The following is a 17,600-nucleotide window of genomic DNA, read 5'->3' as shown; positions in this document are numbered from 1 at the left end:
CCGATGATCCTCGCCGGCCTTGACGTAGCAACCGTAACGGGATTCGCGATCCTAAAGGGCGACAGCTATGTCACGGCCGGCGCGTTTCATTGGCAAGGCAAGACCTCCGGAGAGGTGTTCCGCCACTGCAGGCGCATCATCTACAAGATGATCGACAAGTATCAGATCACGCACGTTGGCGTTGAGCAGCCGCTCCGCACAGACATTGATCTTCCTGGAAGAGCACTCGAAGACGGCTCTACGGGCCCGACGACGCGCCCGCCGATGAAGACATTCCAAAGGATCTACGGACTCTGTGCCGTGGTTGAGGAGGTGTGCGCGGCTCAGAACGTTGATCACCGTTACATCAATCAGGGCACGTGGCGGAAGGCGTTCACTGGCAACGGGCATGCGACCAAACAGGACTCGCTCGCATACGCGCAGTTGGTCGACCGAAATATCACGTCGTTGGACGCCGCGGAGGCGCTCGGCGTTGCGTGGTGTCTGCGCGGATTGCTGGACCCACGTTATGCAGTGCCGCGCGGCGATCTTTTCGACCCTCAGAGTCAACAGACAGAAAGGACGCCGTTTTGACGAACAATCTCAAGGCCTCAGTTGAGCAAGTACCGCTGCTGCGGTGCCTCACTCGCATGACGCGGGTCATCGAAAAGCGGAATACGGTGCCGATCCTCGCAAACGTCTTGCTACGCTTTGACGTCGATCGACTGTGGGTCACCGGTACTGACCTCGACATCAAGCTCAGTGACTCTCTCGCAGCGCGGGTCGAGCGTTCCGGCGAGACGACGGTGCCTGCGCAGTTGTTGCACGACATCGTTCGGAAGATGCCGGCCGGCGCTGAGATCGCCATCGAGCAACCCGAGGGCGGATCCGGCGGGACCATCGTTGTGAAGAGCGGGCGCTCGCGCTTTACGTTGCCGACCCTGCCGGTGACGGACTTCCCCAACCTGTCGGAGCCAGGGAGTGATGACGCGAGTTGCTTCGCGATGCGTGGGGCCGATCTCCAACGGCTGATCGGACGGACGGAGTTCGCGATCTCGAGCGAAGAGACGAGATACTACCTCAACGGTATTTACCTCCACACTCATGGTGGAGACAATTCGCAGACGCTTCGTGCGGTAGCTACGGACGGCCATCGTTTGGCCCAAGCTGATTTTCCGGTTCCGGATGGCGCCAGGGGAATGAGGGGCGTCATCGTTCCCCGAAAGACGGTTGGCGAGATCGCTCGTCTCTTCGACGCCGAGGATGATATTTCCGTCTCGGTGTCGGCGAGCAAGATCGCACTATCGAGCGGCGAGCTCGTGCTGGTCTCGAAGCTGATCGACGGCACATTCCCCGACTACAATCGAGTGGTGCCGATCAACAACAGCAAGACGTTGTCGGTCAACCGGGTCGACTTCGAAGAGGCGACGGGCCGCGTGGCGGTGGTGTCGACGGAGAAGGGCCGTGCGGTCAGGCTCGCGATCGAGCCCGGCAAGCTGGTGCTGTCGGTGACCAACCCGGATTCCGGCAGCGCGGTCGAAGAGCTCGAGGTCGAATTCAGTGGCGAGCCGATGCAGATCGGCTTCAACAGCCAGTACCTCGGAGACATGCTTCGCCGGCTGTCGGGCGACAAGATCACGGTGAAGCTGGCTGACCCCGGTTCCCCGACGCTCTTCTCTGGCAGCGATCCGGATGCGCTCTACGTGCTCATGCCGATGCGGGTGTGAGCAGCATGGCGCGCCGAAAGATCTTGGTTGCAGACCTGCTGTGCGGGGCCGGGGGAAGTTCGACAGGTTGCGCGCGAGCGCTCCACGAGCTGGGTTTGGAGATGGACCTGGTCTGTCTAAATCACTGGCCGACGGCCATCGAAACACACGCAAAGAATCATCCTCAGGCGAGGCATTACTGCCAGGACATCGCGACGGTGCGGCCGCACCTGATTGTGCCGGAAGGTTACCTAGATCTGCTGATGGCGTCGCCGACCTGCACGCATCACTCTGTCGCCCGCGGCGGGAAGCCAACATCTGACCAGCAGCGCTCTGACCCCTGGCACATCATCACGTGGCTGACCGAATTGCGGGTCAAGCGTCTGATCATCGAGAACGTGTGGGAGTTCATCAGCTGGGGGCCTGTCGACGCGCGCACCGGGAAGCCGGTGAAGTCGCGGAAGGGCGAATACTTCAACGCATGGATCAACGTGATCCGAGGGCTCGGGTTCAACCCCGAATGGCGGAAGTTGAACTCCGCAAACTATGGCGAAGCCCAAACGCGACAGCGCTTCATCCTGAAGGCGCGGAACGATCGCCGCACTCTGGGTTGGGCTCCGCTGACGCACATGAAGATGCCGGCCGACGGCAGTGTACTGCCCTTCGGTGATCTGAAGCCCTGGCGCCCGGCGCGCGAGATCATCGACTGGAGCATCAAAGGACGATCCATCTTCGGCCGCCAGGTGCCGCTTGCGCCGAAAACGCTGGCGCGGATCCTTGCCGGTGCGATCAAATTCAAATGGCCAGACATCTTGCTCGAGATGCTGGCTGATGAACTGCAGCGGTCGCTGAGCCGCTCCATTGCCGATTGCTACGCTAAGCGGCACTCGCGCCGCACTGAGGACCGCCAGCGATATAGGTTTCGGGCGCAAGCCTATTTGAAGTGGATGAGATCGCTCCGGAACGGCGATATCGGGCAGGTGGCCGGCAATCATCGCGGAGCCGCGCCGATGCTGGTGACGCTTCGCAGGAACGCAAACGGGCGTTCGTTGGCCTTGCCGCTTCCGACGGTGGCGGCCGGCGGCACCCATATCGGGTTGGCTGAACCGTTTTTGGTAAAGCAGAACTTCCGTCGCGATGCGCAAGGCGTCGACCAGCCAGCGCCGACCGTTATGACGCAGGCTCGTCTTGGTCTTGCCGAGCCTCTCCTTGTCAACATGAAGGGCAGGTCGACCGCCTCGGATGTCGGGGCGCCGGCGCCGACACAGACGGCGCACGCTGGTCATCTATTTCTCGCCGAGCCCTTCGTTATGGCGCCTGGCAGCACCGGTGCACCTCGGGCGGCGGCGGACCCGCTGCCGACCATCACGACAGGCGGCGCCGGATCAGATGATCCTGGCTGCGCACGGCCCATGCTCGTTGAACCATTCGTTCTTAACCGACACGGAGAGAACGGTTCAGGCCGCGCACATGCCGTTCATGACCCGCTGCCGACAGCGGACTGCCGAGGGGCCGGCTATGTCGTGGAGCCATTCGTATTGTCGCGGCATGCTGAAGGCGCGCCGCACTCGGCGACGCCGCAGTACGACATCCTGTTCCGGATGCTCGAACCTCACGAGCTCGCGGCCGCGATGGGCTTCACCGACGAAGAGACCAAGTACGAATTCGCGGGAACCAAGACTGAGCAGATCAAGCAGATCGGAAACGCGGTCTCGGTGGCGATGATGAAGGCCGAGGTCAAGGCCATCATGGCGGATGCGGCTGACCTTGATACCTCAGCCACTGAACGGCGCCAGAAGAGAGCATCGGCATGAGCGGGTTGAACCTCATCGTCATCGCCGGCGCGGTTGCGGTCGTGGTTGTCGGCTCGGTGCTGGGAGTGCCCGTATTGGCGCGCCGCCGTCGGCCGCTCGGCCGCGAGTTCTTTTGAAGCAGAAGAAAGAGAAGACCATGCTCAACGATTGCGACGACGACTTCAGAACGGGAGAGCAGCTGCTCGCTGAATGGGGCTGCACCAATCGGCAGGAGCGTTTGGAGCGTGCTGCTCTGGCGTTGAGAGAGCAGATCAGTGAGTTCGACGCCGTTCCCGAGCAAGGGGACACCATCGAAGCAAGTGTCAGGGCGATGATGTCTCAGTTGGACCGGCTCCACGTCGAACAGAAGAACCAGAGCCTCGCAGGCAGCATCGACGATCAAGAGGTATTTTGCTCGTGTTCCGATGCGTACCGGATGGGCGCCGCGGCGCTCGATCACTGACGTTCGGTTTGCCTAGGATCTGAGATGCCGAAATCGTCGAAACCGTTCGCGTCGGAGTCCGAACTCTGCGCGCGCTTCATCAGCGTGCTACCGCCGGAATGGACGCCATACAACGAGTGGGGAGGTTGGGACATCCTGCTCGTGCGTAACTCCGACGGTTTCCAGATCGGCATTGAGGCAAAGCTTCGGCTGAACGCCGAAGTGATATCCCAAGCGCTCGAAGAATACGGCTCGTGGGCGGCAGATCTGCCTGGCCCGGACTGCAGAGCGGTACTGGTGCCATCGACCGAGCCGCGTGGATTCCACCGGATCTGTAAGTATATCGGCGTGACCGTCATCTACTGCCCATCAGAGGCGGAGGTTGCTGATTATTTTCGGAAGTATCGTCCGAACAGGATGAAGCCGCTCTCTCCACTGCTTCCTGGCGATCGCTACGGAAACAGTGATGACTGGTACGAGTGGGCGCCGAGGTCGAGGATCAAGCTCCCTGAGTACGTCCCCGATGTTGAAGCGGGCCGGTCAGCGCCGGTGCAACTTACCGATTGGAAGATCCGAGCGATCAAGATCTCGATCATTCTGGAAAAGCGCGGCTATCTGCGCCGGTCTGACTTCAAGCATATCAACATCGATCACCGCCGGTGGCTGCCGTCTGCCAACGGCTGGTTGCTGCTCGGCGAGGACAAAACCTATCGGCCGGCGCCGGGATTGCCAGACTTCAGAGCGCAGCATCCGCGGGTCTATGCTGAAATTGAGGCTGACTACGAGAAATGGAAGCCGACAGAGCCCGCGGAATCCGTCACCTCAGCCGTGCAGGAGAGCATGCTGTGAGTGACCGGCTATCCTGCTGCGTTCCTTATTGCCGGCGGACGATTAAGCGCGGCCTGTACCAGGAATGGATCTGCGGCAAGCATTGGGCTGCTGTTAGCAAACTCACAAAGCGCCGGCGACGCTTGGCCGATCGCGCGGCGAAGCGGGCCAACTTACGCTTCGAGGCCGAATATACAGCGCAGGGGAATCGGTTTCTCGACTCGCAACTCGATCGCACGCTTGCGGCGATGCGTATCGCTGACGCGCTTTGGCAGCGATGCAAGCGTGAAGCGATTGAGCGGGCAGGTGGAATATGAGCCCGCAGAACGACGCTGAGGAAATCAAGACGCGGCTGAACAAAGATCTTGAGCGGCTGCTCGACCACTTCTGGCCTGGATGGGTGAAGCGTGGCCGGCTTGCGTATTGTGCCCCCGCTAATAAGCGCGATCTCGGGTCGTTCATGGTGTATCTCGCGCCGTCTCCAAAGTGCCCTCGAGGAGCGTGGGCCAGGAAGTCAGAGGGGGTTGGCGGCGACGAGCTGAACCTCTTTGCCTACGGGTTCAATGGGGGAAAGGGACATCGCGCGGATGCCGACGTGTTTCGGGCAGCTCGCGAGTTTGTTGGCATGGAAGAACGAAGGCAGGAGACGCCGGAAGAACGACGGCGTCGAGAGGAGTGGCTTGCTAAATGCGCCGACGAGAGGGCGGAAGCGGAGCGGCGGTCGATCGAGGAAGAACGAAAGCGGCTGGCGATCGCCAGCGTCGTTTGGCAGGAGTCGATCCCAATCAAAGGGACGCAGGCCGAAGCCTATTTCATGGAACGTGGCGTGCCGGAGCCGCCTGGCGGATGGTGGGATGTCGTGAGGTATCACCCGCGGCTTTGCTACGACCTGGACCCACGGCTTTGGTTTGGCGCAGTGGTAGCCCGCGTTGATGATGTCGTCGGCGATCTTACGGCGGTCTGGAGAATCTTTCTCGACCCGAAGAAGCCGACGAAAGCGCCCGTGGAAAACGCTAAACTTGGCCTCGGGCCGGCCGGCGGCGGCGCTGTGCGTCTTGGCGGAATGGCCGACCATATCGGTGTATGCGAGGGGTTGGAGACCGCCGGCGGAGCGGCGGCGCTGATCAGGCACCGCTACCCGGTCTGGCCGTGCTTGTCGACGTCGGGGCTGATCGGCTTTGAGCCCCCTCTAGGCGTGAACCACATCACGACCTTCCCCGATGGCGACAAGCCCTGGCGGAAACAACAGGACGACTTGCTCATCGCCGAGCCGGCCGGGCGGGCGGCGGCTCGGAAGCTCCGGGAACGTGTTCAGGCCATCGGCCTCCGCGCCGATACACAGCCTGAGCCCAAGATGCGGCAGGACTATCTGGACATTTGGAATGCGCGCCGCCGCATGGAGGAGGGCGCGTGAATCCGCTGGCGAACGTTCGTGCCGAGGAGGCGGTGATCGGAAAGATCATCGGGTCGGCGGATGCGTACTGGGAGATCGCCGGCATCCTCTCGGCCGAGCACTTCACGGTCCCCCATTTTCGCGACATCTTCTCGGCGGTGGCGAACTGCTGTCAAAGCGGGCGCAACCTGAGCCTGTCTCTTCTTGAAGCGACGTTGCCGGAGGAATGGGAAGGGGTCGGCTCGAGAGAGGCTGTGCTTCTCGTGTTGGTCGAGAAGGCACAGGACGTCAGCAGCGCAACGGATTTCGTCGATGCGCTGCTGACGGCATGGCGGGAGCGGGAGCGCGTCGCGATTGGGCGCATCGCCAACCAGCAGGGTAAATCGTTCGAAGAGACGCGCGTGGCGATCGAAGATCGGCTTCGCGCAGTCGACGATGCGGACCGCGCCAAGCACGCTGTTTCGATCGGCGAGGCTGCCGACACAGCACTGAGGAAAGCTGGGGAGGCCTACCAATCCCGCGGCCGCCGGGCGATCGGGATCACTACGGGAATCGCCGAGATCGACAAGGCCATTGGTCCTCTTACAGGGGGGACGCTGGTGACCATAGCGGCGAGATCTGGACACGGAAAATCTGCGCTGACGTCCCAGATCCTGCGTCATGCGGCATCGCCATCGCTTGACCCGTCCCAGGTCCATGCCTCGCTGTTCCTTAGCTTCGAGATGTCGCGCGAGCAAATCGGATATCGAGACCTGGCTTCAATGACGGGGATCTCGGTCCGCCGGCAGCGCACCGGCGATTTCACCGAGAAGGATTACGAGGCGCTGCTTCAGGCTCGGCGGCAGCTCGATGCGATGCCGATCCATATTCTTGACCGCGGCGCAATGACTGCGAAGCAATATGCAGCCGAGTGCCGGGCCGCGCACCGACGGTATGGCGTTCGTTTGTTCGTTCTGGACCACCTTCGGATTGTGCAGCCGGAGCGGGATGGTTGGAACGACATCAAGACGATCGAACATGCGTCGATGACGAATAAAGACCTCGCGAAGGAGCTCGACGCCGTATTCATTCAGCTCGCGCAGATTACCAAGGAGGGACAGAAGTCTGCAGGGAACTGGCGGTTCAAAGATAGCGACATCTACGGCGGCGGCGGCTTGAAGGAAGCAAGCGACGTAATCCTTGGGGTCAGCGTGCCGACCGAGTGGTTGAAGCAGAATCAGCCGGAGCCGCCATCAGAGGCAAATCCTCGAGGTCGTGAACCGTTCGATGAGTGGTGCAAGAACATGGAAAACTGGCGCGATAGAGCTGAGATCGCACCGCTTAAGGTACGTGACGGATCGAGCGGAAGCTGGAAGACGGTCGGGTTTAACGGCTCTCGTATGCTCTTTGGCGATGTCGATCAGGCGGACGTCCCGTTTTGAGGCGTTGACGGAGGGCCTTCTGAAAGGGTTGCTTTAGTGACAACCAACGCCGGCCGTCCTACTCGTTCTGCTGGGATCTCGCGCGTGAGGGAACGATGGGAGCGGATAAGCGGCGCAGAGCGAAGTCTGCGAAGAAAAATCAAGCGGACAATGCAGGCCAAGCTCCGGCAGATGCATATCAGGCACAGCTTGATCATGAGAAGCGACGCGCGCAGGAGCGGTTGATTCAGGAAGCTGGTGTTGCTTGGTCAATGGGATACGACACTCCTCAGGCGAAGTTGGTCGAGGCTTACATCGAAAGTAACAAGGCCGCGATCCGCGCTTCGGCGAGATCACATGCGGCGGCATCTGATCCGCTCAACATCACCGGCCATACACCGGCGCCGTCGAAGAAGCAGAAGAAGCGACAGGCGGAGAAAGACCGTCTGAATAGGGGTGAACGCCACGACGTTATCCCGGATCCGGATCATCCTAATCAGAACGTGCTGGTCACCACGCTTCAGCACTCTTTCCGACGGGTCAAGCAACTGCGCGTACCTCATCAGCCGGCCGCCGAGCGTTTCGTGAGAGACTGGGAGGCGGCGTTCTACTCTGGTCTTCGGTCTCCCGGATTCGATCCGCGGGTCGATGCGTCGGCGAAGGCGCACGCTGGCCATCTTCGAGCCGTAGAGGCTCAGAAGCGCCTCAATTCAGTTCAGCGTTACATCGGGGAACGGAACTACGACATCTGCGTGGGCGTGCTGATTATGGCGCAGACGGCTGCAAAGATTCATGCGCTGGGCGGCAGGGACCATCGATCGGTGAACCACGACATCGATGTAGCCCTCAATGCGCTGACCGAATTCTACGACCCGGCCAGGCTCGCGCGCGACCCGACATGGCGCGCTTTCAAGAAGGTGATCGAGGCAGGAGCCAAGGTTATTGGTCAGGGTGAGGAGGAGACCAGGTGAACGGGACTGTGACGTCGTTCGATAAGACGAAGGGCTACGGATTCATCGCAGCCGAGGATGGATCCCGCGTGTTCTTCCACATGAGCGAGCTTCGAAAGAACGGCATCCGGGCCGAGCCTGGCCTCGGTGAGAAGTGGTCGTTCGATGTTCAACACGGCGATCGTGGCCGGTTCGCCGCGAACATCAAGAAGGTCGAGTGACGATGTCTCTTGGTAGATTCGCGCCGAACTCCAGAGAGACCGCAGAAGAGACGAAGGTGCGGGTGTGGCGGATGCACGGGTTTGTCTGTTTGTCGATTGATGACCCAAACATGCCATGGGATCTCAGAGAGCAACTGGTCCGCTACATGACCAGAAGGTTTGGGGCGCGACACCAGCCGAAGGTGGGATGATGGTGAAGATGCTCGGCTCTCGAGTCGCTGTGCTTGATGCGCGGAAGGCCAAGCCGCTACCGAAGACGGCAGACAGCGACTATGGGTCAACCGCACACAAAACATGGGCGTTCGAGGTGAAGAGCCGGGCCGGATGGCGGTGCGAGCACGTTGAAAACGGCCATCGGTGCGAACGGAGCCGGGCGCGCGGCGACAGGATGTACGCTGATCACATCCTCGAGGTGAAAGACCGTCCGGAACTCAGGTTCGACCTAAGCAATGGCGCATGCAAATGCGCTGCCCACAACGTCAAGAAGGGCATTGAAGCCCGCGCTGCCAGGATGGACCGCAGCTCTGGCGGCGGCGCGACCTAGCCACATATGTCGGCGGCGCCCCGCCGGTGAGACGTGATTGCGGCGGCGGTAAGCGCCGCGGCTACCAGCGGCGGCGCCGTGCCGGCCGTGGTGTCGGCGGTGGATCGTGGCGCGCCAGCATTCGCAGGACGCCCATGCGGGCAAAGATCATCGGCCCGCCGTGGTCAGCCGCCTGGAGCAGGACATGGATGGCGACCTGCACCTCCGGGTGGCGCTGCTCGGCCGGCGGCAGGGCGGCGATGTAGTCGCCGGCCTCGCGCAGCGTGGCGATCTCGCCGCCATCGGGTAGCGGAATCGGCGGATCAAAGCGCAGCGTCCAGGACACCGCTCACACCGGCCGCGCGTGGCGGTCTGTCGTCGAGATGATCTTCATGCTGGCGGGTCCGCTCGCCAGGCCGAGGTGAACGGCGTTTTATGGAGCTTGTTGTCGTGCCAGTTCGGCACGACGTGGACGCACCCCGGCGTTCCGCATTCGGTGCAAAGCATCGCTCGGCACACGCGCCGCCACGGCCAATCCGGCGGGAGCTGGTCAAGCCTCAGGCTGCTCACCTCATGTCCACACCAGGTGCAGCGCACATAGGCCGTGCGGTGTCCGTCCGCGATCCAGGCACCCGGCGAGCTGATCGGATATTTCGGGGTGGCGCTCGGCACCCGGCGCCGCGTTCTGATGGTTCCGCGCTCGGTGAGGATGGCGATCGGTCCGGGCCGGATCGCGACGCGGCCGACCATGCGGACGGGTTGGCTCGTCATCGCCCCATGATCCATGCCCAAGCCGCTTGCCATTGCGAACCTCCGCCTATTTGTCGACGGTCTTCTGTTCAGCCACGTCGAGCACGAACTCGTAGTTTTTCTCGTCCTTCAGGAGCGGAAGCACCCAGTGCATCGCAAAGGGCACTGCGTCCGCGCCAGATTTCCAGCGGACCACCCGATCGGGGGTCGTCCCCCATGCAAAGGCAATCTCAGCGTCGGTCAGATCGGCCGCAGCTTGGGCGACCGCGAACTCCTCGCCGGTCATCTTCAGGAATTTCACCGCGCGGCGCAGGCCAGGCTGGTTCGGAACATAGGCTTGCCTTGCCGGCCGGCGGGCGTTGAGAGCCTCGAAAAGAACCTTGCGAGCCTTTGCTTCGGCGTCATCGGCGGTCGAGAAGACCTCGGGATCGTCGCCCTCATAGACGAAATTGGGGACTTGCCCGGGGGCTGCCCAGATCGCGTTGAACTGGCAAGGATCCTCACCAAGCGGCACCGCCTGGGCGATATAGCGCTTGGCGACGTTGAGGTCGCATATCGGTTTTAGTGACACTTCAGCAGTCCTCGTCTCTAGGTTTAGCATATCCATCCTCCGCAAGCTCTGCCATGCGGCCTGTGGAAGACCGCGGCTCGAATCTGTTCATGGGAAATCGGCCGTAGCCGTGGGGGGCGGCTATCGTCGGCCGGTCCAACGGCGAATGAGCCGGCGAATCCTGGGAAATCGGCCGTAGTCCGGGGGTGGGGCCAGAAGCGAGACCGGGTTCGCGCGTTCGTCGAAGCTGAAGGTCGTGCCGCGGCCTTGCTCGATCAGCTTCAGCCATTCAGTGGCCGAAGCCGTCAAACCGGGGCCTATGCTTGCGTGGTGGTCGGCCAGCCAGGAGGCGAGCTCGGCGGCGGACGGCAAAGGCGGAGAGAGCGGGGTGCCGTGGCTCGAGGTCTCGTACATCTGCCAATGCGTCCTTTCCTCCGGCGGCCAGTTCGGCATGAAGGTCGCCGCGACCGGACGCATCCCAGCAAAGTCTTCGTAGCTGCGCGAGACCGTGAAGCCATCGCGAGGGCGCCACGCCGGCGCGCCCGGGCGGCTGTCGTTGGTTGCCACCATGCCGGCATCCCACTGGGCTGCGCCTTCGTCCCAGGCGGCCGCCGCAGCGGCGTAGTTTCCGCCGCGCAGCGGGATGAAGCGGCCTTGCCGGTCCCGAGGATGCGCCCAAGTCGCCGGCACGCGCCGAACCTCGCGGCTCACGACGCCGCCTCGCAGCGGCGCAGCGCGTCGCCTGCGTCTGGGATCTCCGGCCAGTCGAGGGTAGGCGCCTCGTCGTCGAACAGCACCAGTCTGCAGTCCTCGGCGGCGGCGCGCGCCAAGCACCTCCAGAGGTCGGTCGGCATGCCTTCTGGCGGCGTGGTCACGGTGTCGTCGATAGCGCGATCGAAGCGTTTGACCAGCTCGGCGCCGTGCCGGCCGAGCCCGGGAGTTCGGAGCAGCATTTCACGACGCTCCAGCAGGACCTGCAGACGCGCCACAGCGCGACAAGGCTGCCCGAGCACCTGGACAAGCCAGCCGGCGCCAGTCGCCGCCAAGACGGTGGTTGCGGCGCGAGAGATCGGCGCGATCATCGTGCACGCGGACAGCCAGGCCTTCGCGTTCGGCGACAGGTGGCGAGTTGAAATTTCAAGGGTTCGGTGGATCATGTCGTGCTCCTCTCTCGGTCGGCACAGTTGCCGGGTTCAGGTCTTGGTCACGCGCGTAGGCCAGCAGCCCGCTCAAGTTCGGATTGAAGATTCCACGCCTCCCAGATCGCATGGGCCGCTTCCTCAAGCTTCCGGCGAACAGCACTCTCAAGCCGCGGATCACGCGACTTGGCGACGTCTTCGATGCGGGCTGAGAGGTCGCAGAACACGTCGTAGTGGAACGGGTGACGTTCGACCTTGCCGGTGCGCGCCGCCAGTCGGCCTGCCTCGGTGATTTCCAGCATGCCGGGGTCGACGCGGCGTGCCAGCCCGCAATTCACCACCAGGCGCTCGGCCGTTGTGTCGCTGTCCTCCACCTTGCTCGCGGCGAGCCGCCGCAGCAGGTCTTTCTCCTCAGTGGCTAGTTCAATCATTGGCATCGTTCGTTTCCTCTCAAATCGGCCGCAGCCGGGGATAGGGGAATCAATCGTAGGCGAGGGGGGCTATTCCGCGCCGGCTGAGGCGACGGGCCCGGCGGAATCGGCCGTAGCCGCGGGTGCATTCGGAGCCTCGATCACCAGCAGCGCGGCGTTCACCATGGTGCCCGACGACTTGAACGAGCCCGGCGGAAGGTCGCGCCACGTCGAGGCGATCGGCATAAGCCGGGCGCGTTGGCGCGGACCATTCGCGCAGATCGCGACCAGACGACCGCCGGGTTTCAGGAAGCGCAGCGCGTGCTCGATGTGTTTGATATCGGCGCCGTTCTCGAAGGGTGGATTCATCAACACGCGGTCGAATAACCATTCTTCGGACGGCCGAAGAGTAAGGAAATCCAAGGTGACGCCGTGCTCGATCCGTTGGCTGCAGCCGAGCCCTTTGGATAGAACCTCGTTAATCTCGACGGTGGTCACGCGGGCACCACGCTCAATTGCAGGCCAGACCAGCGCGCCGGTGCCGGCGGATGGCTCTAGGACGCGGTGCCCGGTCTCCAGCTCGGCGAGTTCGACCACCTCCGCAGCAAGGTCGCGCGGCGTCGCGAACAACTGCGGCGCCGCCACCACCTGCACCGCTTGGCCGGAACGGATCGCCGCCGCCATTGCTTCGAAATCAGCCGCGCGCGAGGGGGCTGCAGAATCAGCCGTAGCCGCGGGGGCGGCGCGCGGCCGCGCCGGTGGTGTCAGATCTTCGGAGAACGCAAGGCCTGCAAGGTCGCAGAACTCGCGCCAGGCATCCGCGGCAGCGTCGTGCCAGCCAGTAACGACCGCGCCGCGGCCGACACGATATTGGCCAAGGCCCATGATGATCTCGGCGCCGGCCCGCTCCGCTTCGTCCTGAGCGGATCCCAGCACGCGCTGCGCTTCGGCGGCACAGGAAGGCGCAGCCGAGGGGGTGGCGCCGGTTGTCGCTTCGGCGGGGCTCTCACCCGCTGCGGCGTCGATCTCCGGCGAGGCGGCGCGTTCCGCCTTCGCCGCGCTCGGAGGCGCGACGATCTCGGCGACGAATTCCGCCGGTGTGGTCGGCTCGGTCGGCGCCGGCGCCGCGGGAGGGTCAACGCGCTTAGCGTCGGTGATGAAGACGGGGAAGTAGCTATGCCGCTTGTTGTCTTCGCACTTGCCGCGGAACGCATAGGCGCCGATCGCAACACGTGTGCGATGCCGGCCGAGCCCGTCGGGCAGCTTTCGCAGCTCGCGATAGCCGCGGTATGACTTCGGCACCTTTTCGTATTCGTCCTTCGTCATGTGCACGAAGCCGTCACCGGGATAGTTGCAGAGCGGCGGCAGCTTCGCCGCTTCCTTCGCCTGCTCGACCGCGGCGGCGCTGGGCGCCTCGTAGGCCGTCACCTCTTCAACGCTGAATTTCCAAGTCTTCTGCCAATGCACGCCGGCCGGCGCCTCGGTGGTGATGCTGTTGACCGTCCCGCCGGTGCGGTTGACGCGCAGGATGGTCAGCCACTCGCTGCGGGCGTGGCTGCGCGACACTTGCACCTTGCCGCCGACGGTGAACGGAAATCGGTCGCCCATTGTCGCCGCCGCGCCTTCATCGCCGCCGCCGATCTGCTCGGCGAGCATGGCGCGCTCATAGACCAGGCGGTTGTCATAGTGCTCCAACCAACGGGCGGCGCGCTCGATCGATCGCGGATAGATGCTCAACGCGTACGCAATCACCTCGGCGACGGTCCGCGGCGCGAAAACACCCGGCGACGGTTCGTCACTGAGTGCCGTCCACGCGCTCGGGCCGTTCGGCATGTCCTCGCGGTCGCCTTCCTTCTTCGGCAGCGTCATGTAACCGACGTTTGCGAGCTTCCTAGCAAACGCGAGTTGGCGCGGCGGGTCGGTTTCTGCACTGGCAGCCGCCCAGAGCTTCAGCCACTTTTCGGACTCGGCTTTGCTGCGCTCCACCTTGCGGCGGTCCGCCTCGATACCCTTGATCCGCCGGTGACGCACCGCCGGCAGTTCCTTGTATTTGGCGTGACGGATCGCGCCCGCCGCGCGCCGCGCCCAGTATTCCGATGTGCGCCACAGCTTCACCGCGCGACGCATGCCCGACTCGATCCGCTCCGCGTCGCGGCGGGCGTGACGTTCGGAGTGGTGGCCGACCAGGATCGGCTGGCCAAGCGGGATTCCGTCTGCAATTTCCGCCACGGCTTCGCGCGCCGCCTCCGCTTCGGCTAGGCGCTTCTCGCCGTAAATCTCGAAGCGGTCGGCGCGTTGCTCGGCGCGGTCGGCCAGCGATGTATCCTCGTCGCCGATCTCTCCGCAGAGCTCGAGGAGCAAATCCTCGCGTTCCGGCGACCAGCACGGCGCAACAAAAAGGTCCTGTTTCGGTGCGTACTTGAAGCCAGCGGCTTTCACGCGTGCAAAGGTCTCGGCGTCAAGTCGCCGCGAAGCGTACAGGCGCAGCTTGTTGTCATCGGGCGAATAGGTTGCGGTCATAGTCATTTGTCTGGGCTCCTCATGCGGTGCGCACAATCGCGCGGTTGCAGTTCAGTAGTTCAGTAGTTCAGTGCCGCGCCATCCTCGAACAGGGACGCCGCGTCAAGAAGCGGGGCTTCGTATTTGCGCAGCGCCTCGGTGATGGCGTCAGAATTTCCGAGGATCGCGGCCCGCAGTCGCCCCGATTGCCGGCGAGCTTTGCGAAGCGCCTTCATGTACCTTGGCGACGCCAGGATGTGTGAATTCTGATCTTTGTCGTAATAGGTCAAGCTATCGAGTGTTTCGATAGCACTTCTCAAGACGACGGAAGATAGTTTGTAAGCGTGTTTGCGAAGCAGCCGAAGATGGTTCCATGCAGCATAACGAGGCATTAGAGACGGTGCGATGCTGATCTCGATATGCTCAACACCGCACGGCTCCCAGGTGTCCGGGACTGGGTAACAAGCGATACATGCGAGTTTCCCTGTGTCGTTCCCGTCGGCATCGAGAACGCCGTCTAGAAGATGGATATCTTCGGCGATGCCGCAGTAACTGCAGGTCTCGCGGTCGGCCGGATCATGTTCCTGGGTCATGATTTCTGTCTCCGAAATTAGCCGTAGTCGGGGGAATCAGATGGCGGCGGGGGGGAGCGGGAATGCGTGCTCCTCAATGCAGCACATGCCGCCGTCGGTTTCCGCCGCCCATTGCTCCGCCACATCCTCGGCAGTGTCGTTGTCCAGCACGTCACGCACGCGTTGCTCGGCATCCGGCCGGCTCGCATGCAGCGTCACGCGAGGCGTGAGGTTGTCGCCGTCGGTGTAGACGCTCCAGATAGTCACCGTCACAGGTGTGGGGCTGCCGGCGACGGCGGCGCGATAGGATGCCGCCGCTTCGTCGGCAGCGTCGACAGCTTCCTGAATCGTGCCGTCGGCATCGTCGAACATGCCGCGCATCTGGCTGATTTGGTGGGTGCAGGCGTCGAGCGCGCCGTCGAGTTCATGGGCGATGCGGCGCCAGTCCGGGGAAGGCGCAACCGGGTGGGCGTCGAGCTCGGCACAAATCTCCGGCCAGCGCTTGGCAAGACGTGCCGTCACGTCCGCGTGGTCGACGGCGGCGCCGGTCTCAAACTCCGGGTTGTCGGAACGAATGGCGCGCAGCACGGAAAGTGCGTTCCGACCCGCCGTGATATCCGCAACTGGGCGGCAAAGCCGCTCGCAAAGAGCCTCGATTTCATCATCTCCGAGCGGGTCGAACTCGCCGCCTCCGCTGGCGATGTCGTCCTCCTCATTCTGAACGCCCATGCGTTGGATCATGCGGAGCCCGGCGAGAATGATTGCGGTCTCCTGATCGTCAAGACCGGTCACCCTCTCGGCCTGTTCCGCGCCGTCACTGCGATTGTTCCAGGAGCCGCAGGCGTGGCACTTCCACTGCTCGTAAGTGCATTCGAACTCGTCCAAGCTGTCGATGTCGACGGGCTCCGAGCAGTTCGGGCAAGGTGTGAGCTTTGCGGTGGTTGCAGTGCCGGACATTTCTGGTCTCCTCATCGGGTGCCACTATTGGCGGTTTTGAGAAAATACGCAGCGGCTATGCTGCGATGGTCAACGGTTCAATTGCTGCCGGCGACGGTCTCAGGCTCGATAAAGTCGCGGATGTGTCCGTCGGACTCATCGAACACGTTTGTTATGCCGCGCTCGCCATCGACAGGCACATAAACGGTGAATGCCAGCCCTTGCGGTAATGGGTATTCGTCGATTTGCTCGACCGTTCCATGGCGACCGGCCGGCAAGTGGTGCTCAGTCCCTTCGTGGTCGTCACCGATGCACGGCACAAGTACACGAACGGCTTGCCCGACGCGGAAACCATTGGCGTTCTGTATTGCTTTCATTTCTCGATCCTCCAAATCAGCCGAACGCGGGGATAACGGAATCGGCCGTAGGGGCGGGACGTTCTGGGTCGATCCAGACTCGATAAGCGCCGCGCGACGGGAGCTTGCGCTTGCGGAGGCGCCCATCAACGAACGCGCGGCGGTATCTCTCGCCCTCCATGTGCGCGCCGCCGCCGCGCGCCGCCCGCGCGGCATCGATCATGTACCAGCAGAGTTTGAATAGCCCGCGGTCATCATCGCCGTAGCGCCACAGCGCATCCGCGAGCATGTCGTCGCCGCGCCACAGTTCCCAGCCGGCGCCGTGGTGAACGCGGACCAGCACGCCACAGAAATCGCCGACGGCCGCGCCGCCGCGGGCGAACGCCAGGAAGTGCACCGAGAAGCGATGCGACTCATAGGTGACGCCGGCGCTACCGTTGGCGCGGTCCTCGACAAAGCCGGGCAACTCGCGGCTGTGGACGATCGTTTCTGATCCGCAGATTTTCGCCGCCGGGTCGAGCTCGATCTCGCCACGGCCGCCAGGCCCGTAAATGTGGCCGCAGGTTTCGACGTTGATAAATGCGTGCATCTGCTCGGTCTCCTCGATTGTGCGCACAGTCGCGCGGTTCAAAAATCAGACGTAGCCGGGAGGGGGAATCGGCCGTAGCCGAGGGGGTTAGCGCAGCTCCTCGCATTGCGTGATGTGGCGTTCGATCATGTAGAACGGCCGCAGTTGCCGGCAGTGCGGGCAGCGCGATTTGCGGACCGCTTGGCGGCGCTGCTTCATGGTAGCGGCACCCTGCCATCTCGCCGCGCAGCTGCGGCAAACTGTCGGGCGAATTCAACCCGGCTGGCTCGGCAGCCTTCCTGCAGGCGGCGGCGGTGGTGCGCGATCATGTCGACCGCGGCAAGGTGGCCGGGCCCGTTGTAGCAGCGCATCCCGCCGAACGAAGCTTCGGCGTAGATGTACCGGTGCGACGTCCCGCACGGGAGGATGATAGTTCGGCCGACGCGCCCGCCAGATGCGCGGCGCGCCTCTCGGATAGCGCGTGAAGCGGCGCGCCATTCGGTTTGCGTGGTCGGCGGCGCGCGGCGTGCCACCGCGTCGCAGAGCTCGGCAAAGGTCGGCGGGTTGCGTTTCATGGCGCGCCGC

Annotated in this window: 22 protein-coding genes; 10 read left to right on the top strand and 12 right to left on the bottom strand. The window is 63.2% G+C overall.

Annotation, left to right across the window (positions count from 1 at the left end; translation table 11 throughout):
* The first annotated feature begins 3 nt into the window (after positions 1-3).
* The 10 genes from DYI24_RS00230 (at position 4) to DYI24_RS00185 (ending at position 9,256) form a co-directional block, all read left to right on the top strand.
* Positions 4-573: a RuvC family protein gene (locus tag DYI24_RS00230; protein WP_164570819.1), complete on the top strand. Its 570-nt coding sequence runs from the start codon at positions 4-6 to the stop codon at positions 571-573.
* Positions 570-1,706, top strand: coding sequence for a DNA polymerase III subunit beta (dnaN, locus tag DYI24_RS00225; protein WP_283810824.1), 1,137 nt, complete (start codon positions 570-572; stop codon positions 1,704-1,706). The genes DYI24_RS00230 and dnaN overlap by 4 nt, the downstream gene beginning before the upstream one ends.
* A 5-nt stretch (positions 1,707-1,711) precedes the next feature.
* Entirely contained in the window at positions 1,712-3,499 is a 1,788-nt protein-coding gene (locus DYI24_RS00220; protein ID WP_164570818.1) for a DNA cytosine methyltransferase, read from the top strand.
* A 112-nt stretch (positions 3,500-3,611) separates the two neighbouring features.
* A complete protein-coding gene (locus DYI24_RS00215; RefSeq protein WP_164570817.1) occupies positions 3,612-3,941 on the top strand; it encodes a hypothetical protein in 330 nt (109 codons plus the stop codon).
* 24 nt (positions 3,942-3,965) lie between these two features.
* The gene (locus DYI24_RS00210; protein WP_164570816.1) at positions 3,966-4,769 is read left to right on the top strand and encodes a hypothetical protein; all 804 of its coding nucleotides are present in this window, start codon (positions 3,966-3,968) and stop codon (positions 4,767-4,769) included.
* 292 nt (positions 4,770-5,061) lie between these two features.
* Positions 5,062-6,162, top strand: a complete 1,101-nt coding sequence (locus DYI24_RS00205) for a DUF7146 domain-containing protein (RefSeq protein WP_164570815.1) — start codon at positions 5,062-5,064, stop codon at positions 6,160-6,162.
* A complete protein-coding gene (locus DYI24_RS00200; RefSeq protein WP_164570814.1) occupies positions 6,159-7,562 on the top strand; it encodes a replicative DNA helicase in 1,404 nt (467 codons plus the stop codon). Before DYI24_RS00205 ends, DYI24_RS00200 begins: the two co-directional genes overlap by 4 nt.
* 95 nt (positions 7,563-7,657) lie before the next feature.
* Positions 7,658-8,512 (top strand): hypothetical protein, encoded by an 855-nt coding sequence (locus DYI24_RS00195; protein ID WP_164570813.1) that lies wholly within the window; start codon positions 7,658-7,660, stop codon positions 8,510-8,512.
* Positions 8,509-8,712, top strand: a complete 204-nt coding sequence (locus DYI24_RS00190; RefSeq protein ID WP_164570812.1) for a cold-shock protein — start codon at positions 8,509-8,511, stop codon at positions 8,710-8,712. The genes DYI24_RS00195 and DYI24_RS00190 overlap by 4 nt, the downstream gene beginning before the upstream one ends.
* Before the next feature lie 190 nt (positions 8,713-8,902).
* Positions 8,903-9,256 carry an HNH endonuclease gene (locus DYI24_RS00185; RefSeq protein WP_164570811.1) on the top strand — a complete coding sequence of 118 codons (354 nt, stop codon included), beginning with the start codon at positions 8,903-8,905 and terminating at the stop codon, positions 9,254-9,256.
* 61 nt (positions 9,257-9,317) lie between these two features.
* Here the strand turns inward: DYI24_RS00185 and DYI24_RS00180 are convergent, their stop codons facing one another.
* The 12 genes from DYI24_RS00180 to DYI24_RS00125 form a co-directional block, all read right to left on the bottom strand.
* Entirely contained in the window at positions 9,318-9,581 is a 264-nt protein-coding gene (locus DYI24_RS00180; RefSeq protein WP_164570810.1) for a hypothetical protein, read from the bottom strand.
* Between the two features lie 44 nt (positions 9,582-9,625).
* A complete protein-coding gene (locus DYI24_RS00175) occupies positions 9,626-10,039 on the bottom strand; it encodes a hypothetical protein (RefSeq protein WP_164570809.1) in 414 nt (137 codons plus the stop codon).
* A gap of 13 nt (positions 10,040-10,052) precedes the next feature.
* Positions 10,053-10,556, bottom strand: a complete 504-nt coding sequence (locus DYI24_RS00170; protein ID WP_164570808.1) for a hypothetical protein — start codon at positions 10,554-10,556, stop codon at positions 10,053-10,055.
* 120 nt (positions 10,557-10,676) lie between these two features.
* A complete protein-coding gene (locus tag DYI24_RS00165; RefSeq protein WP_164570807.1) occupies positions 10,677-11,246 on the bottom strand; it encodes a hypothetical protein in 570 nt (189 codons plus the stop codon).
* Positions 11,243-11,692 carry a DUF5983 family protein gene (locus DYI24_RS00160; RefSeq protein WP_164570806.1) on the bottom strand — a complete coding sequence of 150 codons (450 nt, stop codon included), beginning with the start codon at positions 11,690-11,692 and terminating at the stop codon, positions 11,243-11,245. Before DYI24_RS00160 ends, DYI24_RS00165 begins: the two co-directional genes overlap by 4 nt.
* Before the next feature lie 47 nt (positions 11,693-11,739).
* The gene (locus DYI24_RS00155; protein ID WP_164570805.1) at positions 11,740-12,111 is read right to left on the bottom strand and encodes a hypothetical protein; all 372 of its coding nucleotides are present in this window, start codon (positions 12,109-12,111) and stop codon (positions 11,740-11,742) included.
* 63 nt (positions 12,112-12,174) lie between these two features.
* The gene (locus DYI24_RS00150) at positions 12,175-14,604 is read right to left on the bottom strand and encodes a DUF3560 domain-containing protein (RefSeq protein ID WP_164570804.1); all 2,430 of its coding nucleotides are present in this window, start codon (positions 14,602-14,604) and stop codon (positions 12,175-12,177) included.
* A 59-nt stretch (positions 14,605-14,663) separates the two neighbouring features.
* Positions 14,664-15,176, bottom strand: a complete 513-nt coding sequence (locus DYI24_RS00145; protein WP_164570803.1) for a hypothetical protein — start codon at positions 15,174-15,176, stop codon at positions 14,664-14,666.
* A gap of 36 nt (positions 15,177-15,212) precedes the next feature.
* Positions 15,213-16,112: a hypothetical protein gene (locus DYI24_RS00140; protein WP_164570802.1), complete on the bottom strand. Its 900-nt coding sequence runs from the start codon at positions 16,110-16,112 to the stop codon at positions 15,213-15,215.
* A 77-nt stretch (positions 16,113-16,189) separates the two neighbouring features.
* Complete coding sequence (locus tag DYI24_RS00135; RefSeq protein WP_164570801.1) at positions 16,190-16,468, bottom strand: hypothetical protein; 279 nt, start codon at positions 16,466-16,468, stop codon at positions 16,190-16,192.
* Positions 16,469-16,484: 16 nt separating this feature from the next.
* Entirely contained in the window at positions 16,485-17,036 is a 552-nt protein-coding gene (locus tag DYI24_RS00130; RefSeq protein ID WP_164570800.1) for a hypothetical protein, read from the bottom strand.
* Between the two features lie 194 nt (positions 17,037-17,230).
* Complete coding sequence (locus DYI24_RS00125) at positions 17,231-17,590, bottom strand: hypothetical protein (protein WP_164570799.1); 360 nt, start codon at positions 17,588-17,590, stop codon at positions 17,231-17,233.
* Positions 17,591-17,600 lie beyond the last annotated feature (10 nt).

Source organism: Rhodopseudomonas sp. BR0C11, assembly GCF_010820945.1.
Lineage (GTDB): Bacteria > Pseudomonadota > Alphaproteobacteria > Rhizobiales > Xanthobacteraceae > Rhodopseudomonas > Rhodopseudomonas palustris_H.
The sequence above is the reverse complement of the archived record's forward strand: the minus strand, read 5'-3'. Positions and strand labels throughout refer to the sequence as shown.

Coding starts and splice junctions, on each gene's coding strand:
- DYI24_RS00205 (WP_164570815.1), top strand. CDS start 5,062: ATGAGCCCGCAGAACGACGCTGAGGAAATCAAGACGCGGCTGAACAAA.
- DYI24_RS00130 (WP_164570800.1), bottom strand. CDS start 17,036: ATGCACGCATTTATCAACGTCGAAACCTGCGGCCACATTTACGGGCCT.
- DYI24_RS00135 (WP_164570801.1), bottom strand. CDS start 16,468: ATGAAAGCAATACAGAACGCCAATGGTTTCCGCGTCGGGCAAGCCGTT.
- DYI24_RS00195 (WP_164570813.1), top strand. CDS start 7,658: ATGGGAGCGGATAAGCGGCGCAGAGCGAAGTCTGCGAAGAAAAATCAA.
- DYI24_RS00150 (WP_164570804.1), bottom strand. CDS start 14,604: ATGACCGCAACCTATTCGCCCGATGACAACAAGCTGCGCCTGTACGCT.
- DYI24_RS00145 (WP_164570803.1), bottom strand. CDS start 15,176: ATGACCCAGGAACATGATCCGGCCGACCGCGAGACCTGCAGTTACTGC.
- DYI24_RS00185 (WP_164570811.1), top strand. CDS start 8,903: ATGGTGAAGATGCTCGGCTCTCGAGTCGCTGTGCTTGATGCGCGGAAG.
- DYI24_RS00155 (WP_164570805.1), bottom strand. CDS start 12,111: ATGCCAATGATTGAACTAGCCACTGAGGAGAAAGACCTGCTGCGGCGG.
- DYI24_RS00140 (WP_164570802.1), bottom strand. CDS start 16,112: ATGTCCGGCACTGCAACCACCGCAAAGCTCACACCTTGCCCGAACTGC.
- DYI24_RS00125 (WP_164570799.1), bottom strand. CDS start 17,590: ATGAAACGCAACCCGCCGACCTTTGCCGAGCTCTGCGACGCGGTGGCA.
- DYI24_RS00210 (WP_164570816.1), top strand. CDS start 3,966: ATGCCGAAATCGTCGAAACCGTTCGCGTCGGAGTCCGAACTCTGCGCG.
- DYI24_RS00230 (WP_164570819.1), top strand. CDS start 4: ATGATCCTCGCCGGCCTTGACGTAGCAACCGTAACGGGATTCGCGATC.
- DYI24_RS00160 (WP_164570806.1), bottom strand. CDS start 11,692: ATGATCCACCGAACCCTTGAAATTTCAACTCGCCACCTGTCGCCGAAC.
- DYI24_RS00220 (WP_164570818.1), top strand. CDS start 1,712: ATGGCGCGCCGAAAGATCTTGGTTGCAGACCTGCTGTGCGGGGCCGGG.
- DYI24_RS00175 (WP_164570809.1), bottom strand. CDS start 10,039: ATGGCAAGCGGCTTGGGCATGGATCATGGGGCGATGACGAGCCAACCC.